Genomic DNA, 17,032 nt, shown 5'->3' with positions numbered 1-17,032 from the left:
TTACTGATGACAACCTCGGGATGCGACCGGAACGAGGCGAGACGGGCGCGAGGCCGCTGGGGAAGGCGAACCTCGTCCCACACTGGAGGTCCCGGTGACGACACGTGGAGTCCTGTACGTTCACTCCGCACCGCGCGCGCTCTGCCCGCACGTCGAGTGGGCGGTGGGGGGTGTGCTCGGTGTGCGGGTCCAGCTCGACTGGATCAGACAGCCGGCCGCACCCGGCACCTGGCGGTCCGAATTCTCCTGGAAGGGCCGTGCGGGCACGGCCTCCGAGCTGGCCTCGGCGCTCCGCGGCTGGGACATGCTGCGCTTCGAGGTGACGGCCGAACCCTGCCCCCAGGCGGAGGGCGAGCGTTACAGCTCCACGCCCGGCCTCGGCATCTTCCACGCCGTCACGGGCATGCACGGCGACATCCTGGTCCCCGAGGACCGGCTGCGGGCCGCGCTGGCGCGCTCCGCACAGGGGGAGACGGACCTGGAGGCGGAGATCGCCAAGCTCCTGGGCAAGCCCTGGGACGACGAACTGGAGTCCTTCCGCCACGCCGGCGAGGGCGCCCCCGTGCGGTGGCTCCACCAGGTGGTGTGAACCGGGCCGTGCCCGGCACGGCCGTGCGAAAGGCCCGCCTCCCGATCGGGAAGCGGGCCTCCGGTACGTCCGGGACGTGCGGATCAGACGGACCGGAACGCCAGCACGACGTTGTGGCCGCCGAAGCCGAACGAGTTGTTGATCGCGGCGATCGGGCCCTCCGGCAGCGGACGGGGCTCGCCGCGCACGACGTCGGCGTCCACCGCGTCGTCGAGCTCGTCGACGTTGATGGTGGGCGGCGCCATCCGGTTGTACAGCGCCAGCACCGTCGCCACGGTCTCGATACCGCCCGCACCGCCCAGCAGGTGACCCGTCATCGACTTCGTGGCCGAGATGGCGACGTGGTCGAGGTCGTCGCCGAGCACCGCGCGCAGTGCCTTGATCTCCGCCACGTCACCCTGGGGGGTGGAGGTGGCGTGCGCGTTCAGGTGCACGACCTCCGACGGCTTGAGGTCCGTGGAGTCCAGCAGGTTCTGCATGGCGGCGGCGATCCCGCGCCCGGTGGGCTCGGGCTGCGCGATGTGGTGGGCGTCCGCGGACAGCCCCTGGCCGAGCACCTCGCAGTAGACCCTGGCGCCACGGGCGGCCGCGTGCTCCGCGGACTCCAGGATGACGACGCCGGCCCCCTCACCGAGGACGAAGCCGTCACGGGCGGTGTCGTACGGACGCGAGGCCTTCTCGGGCTCCTCGTTGCTCTTGGACATCGCCATCATGTTGGCGAACGCGGCGATGGGCAGCGGGTGGATGGCCGCCTCGGTGCCACCGGCGACGACGACGTCGGCACGGCCGGTGCGGATCATCTCGACGGCGTACCCGATGGCCTCCGCGCCCGAGGCGCAGGCCGAGACGGGGGTGTGGACACCCGCCTGGGCGTTGACCTCCAGGCCGACGTTGGCCGCCGGGCCGTTGGGCATGAGCATGGGAACGGTGTGCGGGGAGACGCGGCGTACGCCCTTCTCCTTCAGCACGTCGTACTGGTCGAGCAGGGTGATCACGCCGCCGATGCCGGAGGCGATGACCGAGCCCAGACGCTCGGGTTGGATCTTCTCGTCCTCACCGGCCTTGCCGGTGAAGCCCGCGTCGGCCCACGCCTCACGGGCCGCGATCAGCGCGAACTGCGCCGAACGGTCCAGCTTGCGGGCGAGGGGACGGGGCAGTACCTCGCCGGGGTCGACGGCCGCGAGGGCGGCGATCCGGACGGGCAGTTCGGCGAAACGTTCGCCCTCGAGAGGCTTGACGCCGGAGCGGCCGGCCATCAGACCTTCCCAGGTCGATGCGGAGTCGCCACCCAGCGGAGTGGTTGCGCCGATACCGGTGACGACCACGGTGCGATTGGTCGGGATCACTGGAAAATCTTCTCCACGTGTAGAGGGGCGTGAATCAGCGGCGCCACCGCCGGGTGGCGACACACGGACGGGCTGGGATCAGCCCTGGTGCTTCAGGATGTACTCGGCGGCGTCGCCCACCGTCTTGAGGTTCTTGACGTCCTCGTCGGGGATCTTGACGTCGAAGCGCTCCTCGGCGGCGACGACGACCTCGACCATGGACAGCGAGTCGACGTCCAGGTCGTCGGTGAAGGACTTGTCCACCTGGACGTCCTCGACGGGGATACCGGCAATCTCGTTGACGATCTCGGCGAGACCGGAGACGATCTCTTCCTGAGTGGCGGCCATGTTGGCGCTCCTTCGGTGTGTTTCTGCAGGGTTCGGGCGTACGGACCGGGAGGTCCGGGGTGCCTAGGGGAGGGTAACGACCGTCGCGGCGTAGACGAGACCCGCCCCGAAGCCGATGATGAGCGCCGTGTCGCCGCTCTTGGCCTGACCGGTCGCCAGGAGCCGCTCCATCGCGAGCGGGATCGAGGCGGCCGATGTGTTGCCGGTGGTTTCCACGTCACGCGCGACCGTGACGTGCTCCGGCAGCTTGAGCGTCTTCACCATCGAGTCGATGATCCGCATGTTGGCCTGGTGCGGAATGAAGACATCCAGGTCTTCCGGGGCGATCCCGGCCGCGTCCAGCGCCTGCTGGGCGACCTTCGCCATCTCGAAGACGGCCCAGCGGAAGACCGCCTGGCCCTCCTGCGTGATGGCCGGGAACTTGATCTCGCCGTTCTTGTCGAGCGGCAGTTTCGAGACGTCGCCGACGTGATAGTCGTTCCACGGCACGGTCTGCTTGATCGTGCCGGACTTGTCGCCCTCGGAGCCCCAGACCGTGGGACCGATGGCCGGCTCCTTGGCGGGGCCCACGACGACCGCGCCGGCGCCGTCGCCGAACAGGAAGGCCGTCGCGCGGTCCTCCAGGTCGGTGAGGTCGCTGAGCCGCTCGACGCCGATGACGAGGACGTACTCCGCCGAGCCCTCGACGACCATGCCCTTGGCGAGGGTCAGGCCGTAGCCGAAGCCCGCGCAGCCGGCCGAGATGTCGAAGGCGGCGGGCTTGCCCGCGCCGACCCGGTGGGCGATCTCGGTCGCGATGGCCGGGGTCTGCTGGAAGTGCGAGACGGTGGAGACGATGACTCCGCCGATCTGCTCGGGAGCGATCCCCGCGTCGGCGATCGCCTTGCCGGCGGCCTCCACGGACATCACGGCCACGGTCTCCTCGTCGGAGGCCCAGTGGCGGGTGGCGATGCCGGAGCGGGAGCGGATCCACTCGTCGGACGAGTCGATCGTTTCGAGGATCACCTCGTTGGGCACGACTCGGGTCGGCCGGTAGCCGCCGACCCCCATGATCCGTGCGTACGGGGCGCCCTTGCTGGGCTTGATCTTCGACATGCTCTCGGGCTCCTTAGGCGCCCGCGTGCTCGGAGATGAGCGCGCGGGCCGCGTCGAGGTCGTCGGGGGTCTTGAGCGCGAGGGTCTTCACGCCGGGCAGCGCACGCTTGGCGAGCCCGACCAGGGTGCCGCCCGGAGCCGCTTCGACGAGCGCCGTGACACCGAGCTCCTTGAAGGTCTCCATGCACAGGTCCCAGCGGACCGGGTTGGCGACCTGGCCGACGAGGCGCGTGATCACCTCGGCGCCGGTGGCGACCGTCTTCCCGTCGGCGTTCGAGACGTAGGTCACCGTGGGGTCGGCGACCTGGAGCTCTCCGGCGGCGGCGCGCAGCTTCTCCACGGCCGGAGCCATGTGGTGCGTGTGGAACGCGCCGGCGACCTTGAGCTCCACCACGCGGCGCACACCCTCGGGCATGTCCTGGGTCAGCGCGGCGATCTGCTCGGCGGTGCCCGCGGCGACGATCTGCCCGCTGCCGTTGACGTTCGCCGGGGTGAGCCCCAGCTTCTCCAGGTGCGCGACCGTCACCTCGGGATCGCCGCCCAGGAGCGCGGCCATGCCCGTGTCGGTGACCGCGGCGGCCTCGGCCATGCCGAGCCCCCGGGTGCGGACGAAGCGCAGCGCCGCCTCGTCGTCGAGGACGCCGGCGAGCGCGGCGGCGGTGATCTCACCGACGCTGTGGCCCGCGACGACGCCGGGCGAGGCGCCCAGCGCGGCGGCGGACAGGAGACCCGCGGCGACCAGCAGCGGCTGGGCCACCGCCGTGTCACGGATCTCGTCGGCGTCGGCCTTCGTGCCGTAGTGGGCAAGGTCGAGCCCGATGGCGTCGGACCAGGCCGCGATGCGGTCGGCGGCACCGGGGAGGTCGAGCCAGGGAGTCAGGAAGCCGGGCGTCTGAGCGCCTTGGCCGGGAGCGACGAGTACGAGCACCCTCACACTCTCTCTTGTGGACGGCTCCCGACGCCCGTGGGGACAGGGACGAAGAACCGTAGGGGGAATTGTTGAAGTCCGACAAAAGTCTAGGACCGAGTGTCCCCGGCGGCCAAGCGCCCCAGGATGAGGGCGATCCGCAGGGTGAACGCGGAGCGGACGTCGGAGGGTGACCAGCCGGTGACGTCGGTCACACGTCGCAGCCGGTAGCGCACGGTATTGGGGTGGACGAACAGCATCCTGGCCGCGCCCTCCAGGCTGCTCGCCTGTTCCAGGTAGACGCTCAGCGTCTCCAGGAGCGCCGAGCCCGCTTCCTCGAGTGGTCTGTAGATCTCCTCCACCAACTGATCACGCGCCGCCGGGTCTCCGGCCATCGCTCGTTCCGGAAGGAGATCGTCCGACAGGACGGGGCGCGGAGCGTCCTGCCACGCCGAGCAGGCCTTGAGTCCCGCCGCCGCGGCCTGCGCGGACCGGGTGGCCGCGAGGAGGTCGGGCACCACGGGCCCGGCGACGACGGGACCGGCCGCGTACGGGCCGATCAGCGACTTCGCGACGTTCAGCGGGTTGTCGCTGCCGCCCGCGATGACGACCAGGCGGTGCCCGAGCACTCCGGTCAGCACCTGGAGCTTGGCGTGCCGGGCAGCCCGCCGGATCGCCTCCACGGTGAGTTCGCTGTCCCCGTCAGGCGCGGTGCCGAGGACGACGCACACGTGCTCGGGGGAGTTCCAGCCGAGCGCCGCGGCCCGGGACACGGCCCCCTCGTCGGCCTCGCCGGACAGCACGGCGTTGACGACGAGCGACTCCAGCCGGGCGTCCCACGCGCCGCGGGCCTCGGCTGCCTGCGCGTACACCTGGGCGGTGGCGAAGGCGATCTCCCGAGCGTAGACGAGCAGGGCCTCCCGCAGCACCGACTCGTCGCCGGGCGCCGCGACCTCCTCGATCGCGGCCTCCATCACCTCGATCGTCGTCCGCACCATCTCGACGGTCTGGCGCAGCGTGATCGCCCGGGTCAGCTCGCGCGGCGCGGTCCCGAACACATCGGTCGAGATGGCCTGCGGGGTCTCCGGGTGCCGGAACCACTCGGTGAACGCGGCGATGCCGGCCTGGGCGACCAGGCCGATCCACGAACGGTTCTCCGGTGGCATCGCCCGGTACCACGGCAACGTCTCGTCCATGCGGGCGATGGCGTTGGCGGCCAGCCGGCCGGAGGACTGCTCCAGCCGCTTCAGGGTCGCGGCGTGGAGATGGGCGGCGTTCGCAGCGGGCTGCTCAGGATCGGGTCGGGACACGTACACAAGACTGCCTTATCGGAGCAGGTGCGCGGTGGGGTGGGGCCACGGCCGACCGCGCGGGGCTACCGTGGACGCGTGATGGACGTACGCCGCTCCGGGAGCCGCTTCCGCGGTGGGGACCCGGCCCCGGGTGTCTCCCCGGGCATCGAGACGCTGCACGCCTTCTCCTTCGGGCGCTTCTACGACCCGGACAATCTGCGTTTCGGGCCGATCCTTGCCTGCAACGAGGAGCGTCTCGCCCCGGGGGCCGGATTCGACGAGCACCCGCACAGCCACACCGAGATCGTCACCTGGGTGGTGGAGGGCGAGCTCACCCACCGGGACACGGCCGGTCACACCACCGTCGTACGGGCCGGGGACGTCCAGCACCTCAGTGCCGCGGGCGGAGTGCGCCACGTCGAACGCAACGACGGCGAAAGGCCGCTGACGTTCCTTCAGATGTGGCTGGCGCCGCTGTCGCCCGGCGGCGAGCCCTCGTACACCCACGTCGCCCGGATCGCCGACTCCACCCCGTACGCGCTCCCGGAGGCGGGCGCGACGCTTCACGTGCGGCGCCCGGAGGCGGGCGAGCGCACCGCCGTGCCGGACGCGGCGGGGGTGTACGTCCACGTGGTGCGGGGCGAGGTACGCATCGGCGGCGAGGAGCTGGGCGAGGGCGACTCGGTACGGATCACGGAGTCCCGGGGGCTGGGGCTGGAGGCGCTGCGGGACGCCGAGGTGCTGATGTGGGAGCTCGCCGCGGTGTGACACGGCGGCGTACGCGCGCCCCGGTGCCGGACCCGGTGTGCGCGCCGCCCCATCTCGGTCGCCCTTCCGCGGGGAGGGCCCGTTTCCCCTCCTGCCCGGCGTGTGGACGGCGAGCACGTCGCACACCGTGCCGGCCCCATCCCCCGGCCCCCGCGCGATCACCGAACCCGTGACGTCATCCCTCGTCCGGTCCCCTCAGGGTGTGGCTTCGTGGCCTGCTGTGACCTCGACCATGCAGGCGGCGCCCGCTCGGCCGGCGACGGCCGGGGGAGACCGTGTGGTTCGAGTGCGGTCAGCGGGAGGCGGCGAGTTCCGCCAGTACCGCGTCCGTGAACGGGGGCCACGCCTGCGTGGCCCAGGGGCCGAAGGCCCGGTCCGTCAGCGCCACGCAGGCCGCGCCCGCCGCCGGGTCGATCCACAGGAAGGTGCCGGACTGGCCGAAGTGACCGAAGGTCGCCGGGGAGGAGGACAGGCCCGTCCAGTGCGGTGACTTGGAGTCACGGATCTCGAAGCCGAGACCCCAGTCGTTGGGGTTCTGGTGGCCGTAACCGGGGAGTACGCCCTTGAGCCCGGGGTGGACGACGGTCTGGGCCTCCAGCACCGTGCGCGGGTCCAGCAGGCGCGGGGCCTGCACCTCCGCGGCGAACCGCACCAGGTCGTCCACGGTCGAGACGCCGTCCTTGGCGGGCGAGCCCTCGAGCGTCGTGGCCTCCATGCCCAGCGGCTCCAGGACCGCCTGGCGCACGTACTCCGGGAACGGGATCTCCGTCGCCTCGGCGATGTGGTCGCCGAGCACCTCGAAGCCCGCGTTCGAGTACAGCCTGCGGGTGCCGGGAGAGGCCGTGACCCGGTGCTCGTCGAAGGCCAGGCCGCTGGTGTGGGCGAGGAGGTGGCGGACCGTGGAGCCCTCGGGGCCGGCTGGCTCGTCCAGCTCCACGGCTCCCTCCTCGTACGCCACCAGCGCCGCGTAGGCCGCCAGCGGTTTGGTGACGGAGGCGAGGGGAAAGCGGTGTGCGGTCGGGCCGTGCGTACCGGCCACGCGGCCGTCCGCCCGTACGACCGCGGCCGCCGCGGTGGGGACGGGCCAGTTCTCGATCATCGCCAGGCTCTGCATGGGTACGAGCGTAAACGGAAGACGCCACCCGTTTGCGCTTGCTTGGAGTGCACTCCAAGGTTCTAGCGTGGAGGACATGACGGTGATGGAGAGCACTTCCGCACGGACGGACATCTGCGCGTCGGCTCCGCGGGCGCATCCGCGGCCCGCCGGGCAGGACCGCTACACCATCAGCGAGGTCGCCGCCTTCACCGGGCTCACCGCGCACACCCTGCGCTGGTACGAGCGGATCGGGCTGATGCCGCACGTGGACCGTTCGCACACGGGCCAGCGTCGCTTCACCAACCGCGACCTGGACTGGCTGGCCTTCGTGAGCAAGCTGCGGCTGACCGGCATGCCGGTCGCCGACATGGTGCGGTACGCGGAACTGCTCCGCGAGGGTGACCACACGTTCGAGGAACGGCAGCAGCTCCTGGAAGCGACCCGCCGGGACGTCCGGAACCGGATCGCGGAGCTGCAGGGCACCCTCGCCGTACTCGACTTCAAGATCGATTTTTATGCCGGCGCCCGCAGGACGCCGGAAAGGGGCCTGACGACATGAGCGAGAACACGCAGAAGATCGCGACCGTGGAGCTCGGCACGGGAGGCCCGCGGGTGGGGGTGCAGGGACTCGGCTGCATGGGAATCAGCGAGTTCTACGGCGACACCGACGAAACCGCGGCCCGGGACACCCTGGAAGCGGCACTGGAATGCGGCATCACCCTCTTCGACACCGCCGACGCCTACGGCCGCGGCGCCAACGAGAGGTTCCTGGCGCCGTTCGTCGGCGCCCACCGGGACGCGATCACGCTCGCCACCAAGTTCGGCATAGAGCGGACCGACGACCCGGGGTACCGGGGAGTGCGCAACGACCCCGCGTACATCCGGGAGGCCGTTGAGGCCAGCCTGCGGCGGCTGGACACCGACGTCATCGACCTGTACTACATGCACCGGCACGACCCGCGCGTCCCGCTCGCCGAGTCCGTCGGGGCGATGGCGGAACTGGTCGCGCAGGGCAAGGTCAAGCACCTCGGTCTGAGCGAGGTGACGGGCGCGGAGCTCCGTGAGGCGCACGCCGTGCACCCGATCGCCGCTCTGCAGTCCGAGTGGTCCCTCTTCAGCCGCGACGTCGAGCGCACCGCCGTTCCGGCGGCCGCCGAGCTCGGTGTGGCCCTCGTGCCGTACTCGCCGCTCGGCCGCGGCTTCCTGACCGGGGCCTTCCAGGACGCGGCCACGGACCTCGCCGAGGACGACTTCCGCCGGCACCAGCCGCGCTTCACGGGCGAGAACGCCAGGACGAACGCCGTCCTGCTGGAGCACATCCGGACGATCGCCGCGGCGCACGGGGCGTCGGCCGCCCAGGTGGCCCTGGCCTGGGTGCAGCAGCGGGCCCAGGTGCACGGGCTGACCGTGGTGCCGATCCCGGGCACCCGTAAGCGCGCCCGGGTGCTGGAGAACGTCGCGGCGACCCGGCTGACCCTGACCGACGACGAGCTCGCACAGCTGGAGCCCATCGCCGGACGGGTGGCGGGGGACCGGTACCCGGACATGAGCAGCACGTCGGCGGCGCGCGAGTAGGCGGTCGGCTCGAGCGGGGCGGCCGGCTCATGCGGGCCGCAGCGCGAAGACGGCGAACGCCGTCGCGAGGAGCCCGGCCGCGGCCCCGGCACGGCTGCCCTTCCCCCACGGAGCCTCGAACCTGCGGGCGTACCGGGAGATCAGTACCAGCAGGGCGGCGAACAACGGCATCCACGCCGGCCGGGCCAGGAGCCAGGCGGCCGAGTCCGGGCTCGTCGTCAGCCCGGGCACCGCACCGGCGAAGGACGCCGGTACGGCCGCGGCCAGCATCGCCGTCTGGTGCCAGCACAGGATCGTCATCGCCGACAGGTTGACCACCACCACCGGGGCCCACAGCGCGGGGCGGCGCAGCGTGCGGCCGATCCGGCCGTGCAGGAGGACCGCCGCGCCGCTCTGTGCCGAGGCCAGCGCGAGGACCAGCAGCGACGGCGGATGCGAGTTGGTCCGCGCCTCGCCGGGTACGCCGACCATCGACGCCGGGTAGTGCAGGACGAGCAGCAGCACGGCGAACAGGGCCGTGCCGCCGACGAGCAGCACGCGCGCGCCGCGCCGGGAAAGGCGTCCTTCGCCCCAGCTGACACCGAGCTGGTACGCGAAGAGCCAGCCCGGAAGGATGTTCAGCACCCCGAGCCACGACGGCACGGCCTCGGCGTACGGCCCGTAGCGCAGGAAGTCGACCACGGCTACCGAGCCGATCAGCGGTGCCGCCGCCCAGCCGCCGAGCCGTCGGGCCGCCCGCACGCACCAGGGCGTGAGGGCCGTGACCAGGGCGTACACCCCGACGAACCAGAGCGGCTGGATCACCAGCTTCGCCCCCGTACGCAGCGTGTCCCCGGGCACGCCGGCCGCGTACAGCACCGGGATCAACAGCGCCCACACGGCGGTCACGCCGAGCACCGGCCTGCCCAGGCGGACCATCCGCCCGCGCAGCCAGGCGCCGGTGGTGGACGTCCTGCGGTGGTAGGACAGCACGGAGGCGTAGCCGCCGACCAGGAAGAAGATCCCCAGCATCTGGAGCACCCAGCTCACCGGGGAGAACACGGCGAAGGTGGAGAGCGGGCTGGCGTTGTGCAGGGCCCCCGAACCGTCCAGGTGGAAACCGCCGAGCAGCCAGTGGCCGGCCGGGACGGCCACCAGGGCGAGGGCGCGCAGCCCGTCGACCGCGCGGTCGCGGTGCGCCGGGGTGCCCGCGTCGATCCGGGAGACCAGCCGCACCACGCTCATCGGGAGACCCCCTCGGCGATGGCGGCGAAGGCCCGGAGCGAGTCCGTGCCGGGAGCGAAGTACCCGGTGTGGCCCTCGGCGTCCCGCGCGGGCACCCGGCGCGCCCCGAACTCCTCGGCGGCCGGGTCGGGGCCGTGCCCCAGACCCGCCACCTCCACATGCGGTACGTCGTCGATCCAGTCGTCGGCGCCTTTGGCCGCCCAGACCCGGGCCCGGGTGTGCAGACCGGCCACGTCGTCGGCGCGCATCCCGGGAGAGCCGAGCACGACCAGGTCCGTGGCGCCGAGCCCGGAGGCCGCGAGCCCGCACACCACCGAGCCGTAGCTGTGGCAGAACACGACCGGCGCCGGGAGCCCGTCGGCCGTCAGCCCGGCGGTGAACCGGGTCAGCCGCTTCGCCCCCGCCTCGGCGAGACCGCCTCTCGCCGCGTCCAGGCCGAGACCCACCGGCGTGGTGTAACCGGCCCACGCGATCACGGCGTTGCCCGGGCCCGTCCCGGCGTACAGCGACCGCGCCATGCCCGCCGGGGTGCCGTACACGTCACCGCGCCGGTCGAAGGTCCCCGCGTCGATGTCCGACCCGGGCACCACCACGGACACGTGGCGCGCGGAGCGGAGGTCCCCGAACACCTCGGCGACCTGGCCGCGTCCTCGCGGGTCGAAGGCGAGGATCTGCCGTCCGGAGGCGGCGAGACGGGCGTACCGGGGGTCCGTGGAGGCGTGCAGCGCAAGGGAGTTGGCGCGGTAGCGGAGCTCCAGCGGCACGCCGTCCAGATTGCCGACCACCGACGGGTGCCGCTCCAGCAGTGCGTGCCGCTGATCCGCGCTCAACCCCCTGAAGAACCGGCCCACCTGCGCCGGTGTCGCGCGGCCGGGGTCGGGCAGAGCCCTGCCGAGCATTCCGTCGGCGCGCCAAGCGGCGCTGCCGGGCGGTGGTCCCGTCACCGCCCGCTGGGCGTCCCCGGACACCCAGCCGGCCGTCCCCGCCACCACTGCGGTGGCCAGTGCGAACCCGGCCAGCGTCCTCGCGAATCGGCGCATCGTGTCCTCCCCGTACGGCGTGCGCACACCGGCCGGTGTGCGGGGGAGGAAGGGAGGAAGACGGCGGCTTGCGGGGCGTCACCCTACGGAGCCAACCGTGGGCTGGTACCGGGGTAGGGGGTGTACGGGGGGACAGCTCTACGGCGCACCGGGGGCCAGCGGGGGACGGGGGGGAAGGGCGGGGTGGTACGGAGCAGCGGGGGAGCGGGTCCCGGGGCCGCGGGGGCGCGGAGAGGGCGCTGGGGGAGTGGAGAGTTGCTATCCGAGCCCGGGTGGCGGCGTGGAGGACGCGGGGCGGCCCCGCTTGCCGGGCGTGTGGGTGTCTGCGGGGCCAGGGCGTGTGAGGGCGAAGGTGGTGGTGAGGGTCGCGGACGCGGCGTAGCCCTACGCTTCTCCCGGGGCCACCAGTCCCGACTCGTACGCGAAGATCACGGCCTGCGCGCGGTCGCGCAGCCCGAGCTTGGCCAGCACCCTGCCGATGTGCGTCTTCACCGTCTGCTCGGCCAGCACCAGCCGCGCCGCGATCTCCTGGTTCGACAGGCCCCGGGCGATCAGTTCCAGGACCTCGGTCTCACGCGGCGTCAGGCCGCTCAGCCGCAGGGCCGGCCCGCCGGACGGTGCGGCCGGCCGCTGACGCGCGAAGTCCGCGATGAGCCGCCGCGTCACGGACGGCGCGAGCAACGCGTCCCCCGCCGCCACCACGCGCACCGCCGAGATCAGATCCGCCGGCGGGGCGTCCTTCAGGAGGAATCCGGACGCCCCGGCGCGCAGCGCCTCGTAGACGTAGTCGTCGACGTCGAAGGTGGTGAGCATCAGGACCTTCGGCCGGTGGACCACCCCCACCGCCGGACTCAGCAACTCGCGGGCGGCGGCCAGGCCGTCCATCTCCGGCATCCGGACGTCCATCAGGACCACATCCGGATGCACCGTCCTGCTCACCTCGACACCCCGGCGCCCGTCCGGGGCCTCGCCCACCACGTCGATGTCGCTCTGCGCCGCCAGCAGCGCGGCGAACCCGGCCCGCACCATGGCCTGGTCGTCGACGATGATCACACGGATGGTCACGGGTCCTCCGGGTTCACGGGTACCGGCGGCGGCTGGTCCGGCGGCAGCGGGAGCCGCGCGGCCACCCGGAAGCCCCCGTCCGGCAGGGGGCCGGTGTCGAGCGTGCCGCCGGTCAACCGTACGCGTTCGCGCATGCCGACCAGCCCGTGCCCCGTCCCCGACGCCTCCAGCGGTGAACCCGGCTCCCCCGCCTCGGCGTTGACGACCAGCACCGTCAGATGTCCGTCCCGCGCCGTGACGGACACCCGGGTCCGCGCACCCGGCGCGTGCCGTACGACATTGGCCAGCGCCTCCTGCACGATGCGGTACGCCGACAGGTCCACCGCCTGCGGCACACCGCCCCGCTCCACCGCCTCCCGTACGTCCGCCGCCAGCGACAGTTCCGCCGGGAGCCCGGCCCGGACCGTCGCCTCCACCAGCTGCTGCAGCCGGCCGAGACCGGGCTGGGGGGCCAGTTCCCCCCGGCTGCCGTCACTGCGCAGCACCGACAGCAGGCGGCGCATCTCGGCGAGCGACTCCCGGGCCCCGGCCGCGATCGACGCGAACTCCGCCCGCGCCTCGTCACCGAGTCCGTCGATCCGGTACGGAGCCGAGTCGGCCTGCACGGTGATCACCGACATGTGGTGCGCGACCACGTCGTGCAGCTCACGGGCGATCCGGGTGCGCTCCTCCAGCAGCGTCCGCCGCGCACGCTCGGCCTCACTGATCGTCTCCTGCTCGACGAGCAGACGCTGGGCCTCGCTCCGCTCCCGTACGGCGGCACCGATCACCAGCACCACCGCGCCGAGGACGGTCATCAGGAGCGCGCCGCCACCGCCGGCCTGCGACGGCACGAGGAGGTGCAGCAGCTGTCCGGCCACGCCCGTCACCAGCCACACGCCGATCAGGGTGCGCCTGCGCTCGCGCAGGCCGAGGGCGAGCAGCACGAAGAGGTAGCCGACCACGACCGGCGGGGGCCAGGGCCAGACGGCGTCCTCCCGCTCGGGCTGGACCAGCAGCGCGCCCAGGACATCGGAGGCGAAGACGATCCACCACGCCTGCAGCGGTCGGTGGGCCAGCATCAGCAGCGGCGCCGCCTGCCCGACGGCCAGCGCCCCGGCGACTCCGCCGGACACCCCGTAGTCGCCGGTCAGCACAGTGACGGTGACGGGGAGGAGGGCGGCGGTGAGGGCGACGACCGCCACGTAGGGCAGCGGCCGCAGCCAGCGCCTCGGGGAGTCGGCGAACAGCGGGGTCGGCGGATGGGATGCGTGCGTCAACCCGTGGGCGAGCTCGCGCAGATTGCGGTGGGCGGCGCTCAGCAGACCGTCGGCGGGCGGCGGGGGCCCGGCAGGAGAGGTGGCCATGATCGGGTCAGGGTAGGCGGGGGGCACCGTACCCGGCGTCATACCCAGGGACCGGTTCCCCGGCCCGTGCGCCGTACCGGGGTAGGGGGTGGCGGCGTCCGGCCGCCCCGGCTCCGGGCGCTCGCCCGCGGTGGTGGGCCGCCGTCCGCGGGGGTCGCCTACAGCTCCGCGAGCAGCTGGGCCTTCTTGGCGCTGTACTCGTCGTCCGTCACCAGACCGGCCTCGTGCAGCTCGCCGAGGTGCCGTATGCGCTCGGCGATCTCCGCCGGATGCGATCGCTGCGCACCCACGGCGACCGGCGCCGCCAGGACCGGTGCCGGCTGGGTCCTGCGTACGGCCTCCAGCACGGCGGCGGCGAAGGGCAGCGACTCGTGCACCGGCCCGTACCCCAGGCCGAAGACGACGGCGGCCGGGTCCTGGTCCGCCTGGGCGGGCCGTGCCGCCGGGCCGGCACTCGCCGTGTCCGCCCCGGGCGCACCCAAGCCGTCCGGGCCGGGCTCCGAGGCCGCCGAGCGCGGCACCAGACGCAGATAGCCCTCGAACGCCTCGGGAGAACGCCACTCGACCCCGCCGAGCTCCGCCACCGGGAACGTCTGGTCGCCCGCCTTCCACTTGGCGCTGGACGCACCTGTCCAGAACCACCGGAAGGAGACCCGGGTCCCGTCGAAGGCGGCCCGCCCGTCGTACGCCTTGAACTGCATCGGCGCGTCGGGGGCCGTGACCAGGAACCGGTCGGCAGGGAGGGAGGCGTCGGGTTCGAGTACGGCCCGCAGCTCTTCCGCGTAGTACTCGGCGAGCGTCCCGCGTTCGGCGGGGAGCACCAGGCGGTACGGGTCGCAGCTCTCCTTGAGCTGGCCCGCCGCGGCCTCCAGCAGCGGATCGGCGCCCGGTCTCGGCACCGCGCGCAGGACCACCGTGTCCCGCTTGCCCGGGGTCAGCGTCACCGACGACAACGCCGCGTACGGTATGCGGCGCTCCCGCAGGCTCTGGAAGAGCCTGGGCGTACGGATCCCCCGTTCGAAGCGGATGAGCACGGAGTCGGTGTCGAACTCCCAGGTGGCTTGATTTCCGACCAGCACATCACCCATGTACCTCATCGTATGCGGCACAGGCCCGCACGTCCCCCCTCGGTCACCGGCAATCCGGGTACGGCTGTTCGGCGTTCTCTACGCGCGTCGGCCTCTTCCTACGCCTGCCCGGCCGCCGGCTCGCCGGAGATCTCGCGGTGGCAGGCCTGGTCGGTGCTCGCACAGCTGACCGAGTCGTACGCTCCCACGCCGATGGCCGCGAAATTGCTGAGACTGCGTGTTCCCGGCTCGAAATAGCCGCTGTGCCCCATCGCCCCGCTCGCCGACAGAATGCGTGCGCCGAACCCCGGGTCGACCGGATCGGCACCGTGGCCGAGCCCGCCGACCGCCATGTTCGGCACGTCCTGGATCCAGTCGTCGCCGTCGCGCATCGCCCACACCCGGGCCCGGGTGTGCAGGGCGCCCACGCTGGCGGCCCGCATCCCGGGGCTTCCCGCGACCGCGATGTCGGAGACCCGGGAAGGCAGGTCGCGCGCGGCGAGGCCGCACAGCACGGAGCCGTAACTGTGGCAGAACAGCGTGACCGCCGACGTGCCGGGCAACGCGCCCACGAGGGCGTTGAGCCGCCCCGCCCCGACCGCCGCGAGCTTGCCCAGCGCGGCGTCCATCCCGATGCCGGCGGGCGCCGTGTAGTCGGCCCACGCGATGACCGCGGTGCGGGCGCCGGGACGGGCGGTGCGCTCGGCCCCGTACAGGGACCGCGCCATGCCGACGGGTGCCGCGTTCTCCTTGCTGCCGGTGCGCTCCAGGGTCAGCAGGCTCGTGTCGACGCCGGGGACGACGACCGAGATCCGCTGGGCCCGGTCCAGGTCACCGAAGACCTCGGCAGCGTGGCCCCGGCCGGCCGGATCGAAGGAGAGGATCTGCCGGTCACCGGCGAGCAGCGAACCGAAGCGCTGCACCCGTCGCAGGGCCTCCTCGCGGCCGTCGGGGGAGAGTCTCGCGTCTCCGCTCCGCGCGAGCTCCTCCGACTTCGCCCGCCGCAGTGCCTCCCGGTTGGCCCGGTAGCGCAGTGTCACGGGGGCACCGTTCAGATTGCCCACCACCAGCGGGTACTTGTCGGTGAGCGCGACCTGCTGCCCCGCCGTCAGCGTCCCGAAGAAGCGCGCGAGACGGTAGGCGGGAGCGTCCACATCCGGGAGCGCGTGACCGGCTATCCGGCCCTTCGCCCAGGAGGCGAGCGCGGTCTCGCGCGGTCCGGCGGAGTGCTGATGACGCACGGCGGTCCACCCGGTGGTCGCCAGCATCACGAACACGACCGCGATGGCGAGCACAGCGCGCCATGCGGTGAGCGTGGGGGAGGAGTCGAAGGAAGTCACTGCGCCCCACCCTAGGAGACGTCCGCGAGCCCCCGTCGCAGGGGTGACGCGGATCACCCGTCCGCAGGGAATCGGCCGTCGTTTTCTCACGCTGCGTGCACACCGCTCTCACGGTGAGCTGTGCCGACGCCCGGTCCGGCTGCCGGAAACCCGCCCCGGTGCCCGACTCGGGGCGAGATGCTGTGAGTTCGGCCATGACGGCACAGTGAGGCGTACGGCACAGCTGTGCGGTTCGCCTAAGCCGCGCGCCAGTTGCCCGACAGGGCAGGTCCGAGGTGGTCCAGGTGATGTTCGGTCAACTGGCGGAGCGCGTCGACACCGGCGTCCTGGCGTCGGCCCCAGAGCTGGCCGGCCAGCCGCATCACCCCGGAGAACGCGGCCACCGCCACCCTGGGCCGCGGATCGGCCTCCGGATCCAGCCCCTCACGCTCCGCGATCACCTGGGAGACCTGGAACTCGAGATCGACGCTGCGCCGCAGATGGGCGGCGAGCAGTGCGGGCGTCGATTCGATCATTCGGTAGGTACGCGCCTGGAGTTCGCCCGTGACGTCTCCCTCGGCGGCCTCGGCCATACTGTCCCAGGCGTGCAGCGCGGCCCGGCGCATGGCCTCGAAAGGGGGCTCGGCGGCGGGGCGTCGACGCAGCTCCGTGAGGAAACGCGTCTCCACCGACTCCTGGACGGCGAAGGCGACGGCTTCCTTGTTCGCGAAGTAGCGGAAGAAGGTGCGCTGGGAGACCTCGACGGCCTCGACGATCTCGTCGACCGTCGTCCGCTCGTACCCCTGGGCGGCGAACAGGTCGAGAGCGGCGTGCAGCAGGGCCTCGCGGGTGCGCTGCTTCCTGCGTTCACGCAATCCGGCGGGGGCCCCGCAGGGGAGCACCCCGGAAGTCTGCCTGCGCGTCACGTACCGGACCCCTTTCCGCCGCTTTGACCGGCTCAGCCTACCTGTGACCT

General features: G+C 72.7%; 17 protein-coding genes. 4 read left to right on the top strand and 13 right to left on the bottom strand.

What is annotated here, in order from left to right:
• Nucleotides 1–94 precede the first annotated feature (94 nt).
• A complete protein-coding gene (locus BA175_RS19210; protein ID WP_069172668.1) occupies nucleotides 95–589 on the top strand; it encodes a DUF3145 domain-containing protein in 495 nt (164 codons plus the stop codon).
• Nucleotides 590–672: 83 nt separating this feature from the next.
• Here BA175_RS19210 and fabF read toward each other — a convergent pair whose 3' ends face one another.
• The 5 genes from fabF to BA175_RS19185 form a co-directional block, all read right to left on the bottom strand.
• Nucleotides 673–1,935 (bottom strand): beta-ketoacyl-ACP synthase II, encoded by a 1,263-nt coding sequence (fabF, locus tag BA175_RS19205; protein ID WP_069172667.1) that lies wholly within the window; start codon nucleotides 1,933–1,935, stop codon nucleotides 673–675.
• Nucleotides 1,936–2,013: 78 nt separating this feature from the next.
• Nucleotides 2,014–2,262: an acyl carrier protein gene (locus tag BA175_RS19200; protein ID WP_069172666.1), complete on the bottom strand. Its 249-nt coding sequence runs from the start codon at nucleotides 2,260–2,262 to the stop codon at nucleotides 2,014–2,016.
• A gap of 63 nt (nucleotides 2,263–2,325) precedes the next feature.
• Nucleotides 2,326–3,357 (bottom strand): ketoacyl-ACP synthase III, encoded by a 1,032-nt coding sequence (locus BA175_RS19195; protein ID WP_069172665.1) that lies wholly within the window; start codon nucleotides 3,355–3,357, stop codon nucleotides 2,326–2,328.
• Nucleotides 3,358–3,370: 13 nt separating this feature from the next.
• A complete protein-coding gene (locus BA175_RS19190; protein ID WP_069172664.1) occupies nucleotides 3,371–4,285 on the bottom strand; it encodes an ACP S-malonyltransferase in 915 nt (304 codons plus the stop codon).
• A gap of 89 nt (nucleotides 4,286–4,374) precedes the next feature.
• Nucleotides 4,375–5,574: a PucR family transcriptional regulator gene (locus tag BA175_RS19185; RefSeq protein ID WP_175420866.1), complete on the bottom strand. Its 1,200-nt coding sequence runs from the start codon at nucleotides 5,572–5,574 to the stop codon at nucleotides 4,375–4,377.
• Between the two features lie 81 nt (nucleotides 5,575–5,655).
• Here BA175_RS19185 and BA175_RS19180 point away from each other — a divergent pair, with 81 nt between their 5' ends.
• A complete protein-coding gene (locus BA175_RS19180; RefSeq protein ID WP_069172662.1) occupies nucleotides 5,656–6,324 on the top strand; it encodes a pirin family protein in 669 nt (222 codons plus the stop codon).
• 292 nt (nucleotides 6,325–6,616) lie between these two features.
• Here the strand turns inward: BA175_RS19180 and BA175_RS19175 are convergent, their stop codons facing one another.
• Complete coding sequence (locus BA175_RS19175) at nucleotides 6,617–7,438, bottom strand: serine hydrolase domain-containing protein (RefSeq protein ID WP_069172661.1); 822 nt, start codon at nucleotides 7,436–7,438, stop codon at nucleotides 6,617–6,619.
• Between the two features lie 76 nt (nucleotides 7,439–7,514).
• Here BA175_RS19175 and BA175_RS19170 point away from each other — a divergent pair, with 76 nt between their 5' ends.
• Together BA175_RS19170 and BA175_RS19165 are read left to right on the top strand one after the other, a co-directional pair.
• Nucleotides 7,515–7,979, top strand: coding sequence for a MerR family transcriptional regulator (locus tag BA175_RS19170; protein WP_069173114.1), 465 nt, complete (start codon nucleotides 7,515–7,517; stop codon nucleotides 7,977–7,979).
• Nucleotides 7,976–8,995, top strand: coding sequence for an aldo/keto reductase (locus BA175_RS19165; protein WP_069172660.1), 1,020 nt, complete (start codon nucleotides 7,976–7,978; stop codon nucleotides 8,993–8,995). Before BA175_RS19170 ends, BA175_RS19165 begins: the two co-directional genes overlap by 4 nt.
• Before the next feature lie 27 nt (nucleotides 8,996–9,022).
• Here BA175_RS19165 and BA175_RS19160 read toward each other — a convergent pair whose 3' ends face one another.
• From BA175_RS19160 to BA175_RS19130, 7 genes are all read right to left on the bottom strand, one after another.
• Nucleotides 9,023–10,219, bottom strand: coding sequence for an acyltransferase family protein (locus BA175_RS19160; RefSeq protein ID WP_069172659.1), 1,197 nt, complete (start codon nucleotides 10,217–10,219; stop codon nucleotides 9,023–9,025).
• Nucleotides 10,216–11,259 (bottom strand): alpha/beta hydrolase, encoded by a 1,044-nt coding sequence (locus BA175_RS19155; RefSeq protein WP_069172658.1) that lies wholly within the window; start codon nucleotides 11,257–11,259, stop codon nucleotides 10,216–10,218. The genes BA175_RS19160 and BA175_RS19155 overlap by 4 nt, the downstream gene beginning before the upstream one ends.
• 384 nt (nucleotides 11,260–11,643) lie before the next feature.
• The gene (locus BA175_RS19150; protein WP_069172657.1) at nucleotides 11,644–12,324 is read right to left on the bottom strand and encodes a response regulator; all 681 of its coding nucleotides are present in this window, start codon (nucleotides 12,322–12,324) and stop codon (nucleotides 11,644–11,646) included.
• Nucleotides 12,321–13,670: a sensor histidine kinase gene (locus tag BA175_RS19145; protein WP_107407609.1), complete on the bottom strand. Its 1,350-nt coding sequence runs from the start codon at nucleotides 13,668–13,670 to the stop codon at nucleotides 12,321–12,323. The genes BA175_RS19150 and BA175_RS19145 overlap by 4 nt, the downstream gene beginning before the upstream one ends.
• 158 nt (nucleotides 13,671–13,828) lie before the next feature.
• Entirely contained in the window at nucleotides 13,829–14,758 is a 930-nt protein-coding gene (locus BA175_RS19140) for a DUF4429 domain-containing protein (RefSeq protein ID WP_069172655.1), read from the bottom strand.
• A gap of 98 nt (nucleotides 14,759–14,856) precedes the next feature.
• Nucleotides 14,857–16,077, bottom strand: coding sequence for an alpha/beta hydrolase (locus tag BA175_RS19135; RefSeq protein ID WP_069172654.1), 1,221 nt, complete (start codon nucleotides 16,075–16,077; stop codon nucleotides 14,857–14,859).
• 236 nt (nucleotides 16,078–16,313) lie between these two features.
• Complete coding sequence (locus BA175_RS19130) at nucleotides 16,314–16,982, bottom strand: TetR family transcriptional regulator (RefSeq protein ID WP_069172653.1); 669 nt, start codon at nucleotides 16,980–16,982, stop codon at nucleotides 16,314–16,316.
• Nucleotides 16,983–17,032 lie beyond the last annotated feature (50 nt).

Origin of the sequence: Streptomyces griseus, assembly GCF_001715295.1 — a bacterium.
GTDB lineage: Bacteria > Actinomycetota > Actinomycetes > Streptomycetales > Streptomycetaceae > Streptomyces > Streptomyces griseus_G.
This window is presented reverse-complemented; position numbering and strand designations above follow the sequence as displayed.

Bases quoted from the DNA above. Each gene is read 5' to 3' on its own strand.
- BA175_RS19200 (WP_069172666.1), bottom strand. From the start codon at position 2,262: ATGGCCGCCACTCAGGAAGAGATCGTCTCCGGTCTCGCCGAGATCGTC.
- BA175_RS19195 (WP_069172665.1), bottom strand. From the start codon at position 3,357: ATGTCGAAGATCAAGCCCAGCAAGGGCGCCCCGTACGCACGGATCATG.
- BA175_RS19180 (WP_069172662.1), top strand. From the start codon at position 5,656: ATGGACGTACGCCGCTCCGGGAGCCGCTTCCGCGGTGGGGACCCGGCC.
- BA175_RS19175 (WP_069172661.1), bottom strand. From the start codon at position 7,438: ATGCAGAGCCTGGCGATGATCGAGAACTGGCCCGTCCCCACCGCGGCG.
- BA175_RS19170 (WP_069173114.1), top strand. From the start codon at position 7,515: ATGACGGTGATGGAGAGCACTTCCGCACGGACGGACATCTGCGCGTCG.
- BA175_RS19165 (WP_069172660.1), top strand. From the start codon at position 7,976: ATGAGCGAGAACACGCAGAAGATCGCGACCGTGGAGCTCGGCACGGGA.
- BA175_RS19160 (WP_069172659.1), bottom strand. From the start codon at position 10,219: ATGAGCGTGGTGCGGCTGGTCTCCCGGATCGACGCGGGCACCCCGGCG.
- BA175_RS19155 (WP_069172658.1), bottom strand. From the start codon at position 11,259: ATGCGCCGATTCGCGAGGACGCTGGCCGGGTTCGCACTGGCCACCGCA.
- BA175_RS19145 (WP_107407609.1), bottom strand. From the start codon at position 13,670: ATGGCCACCTCTCCTGCCGGGCCCCCGCCGCCCGCCGACGGTCTGCTG.
- BA175_RS19140 (WP_069172655.1), bottom strand. From the start codon at position 14,758: ATGGGTGATGTGCTGGTCGGAAATCAAGCCACCTGGGAGTTCGACACC.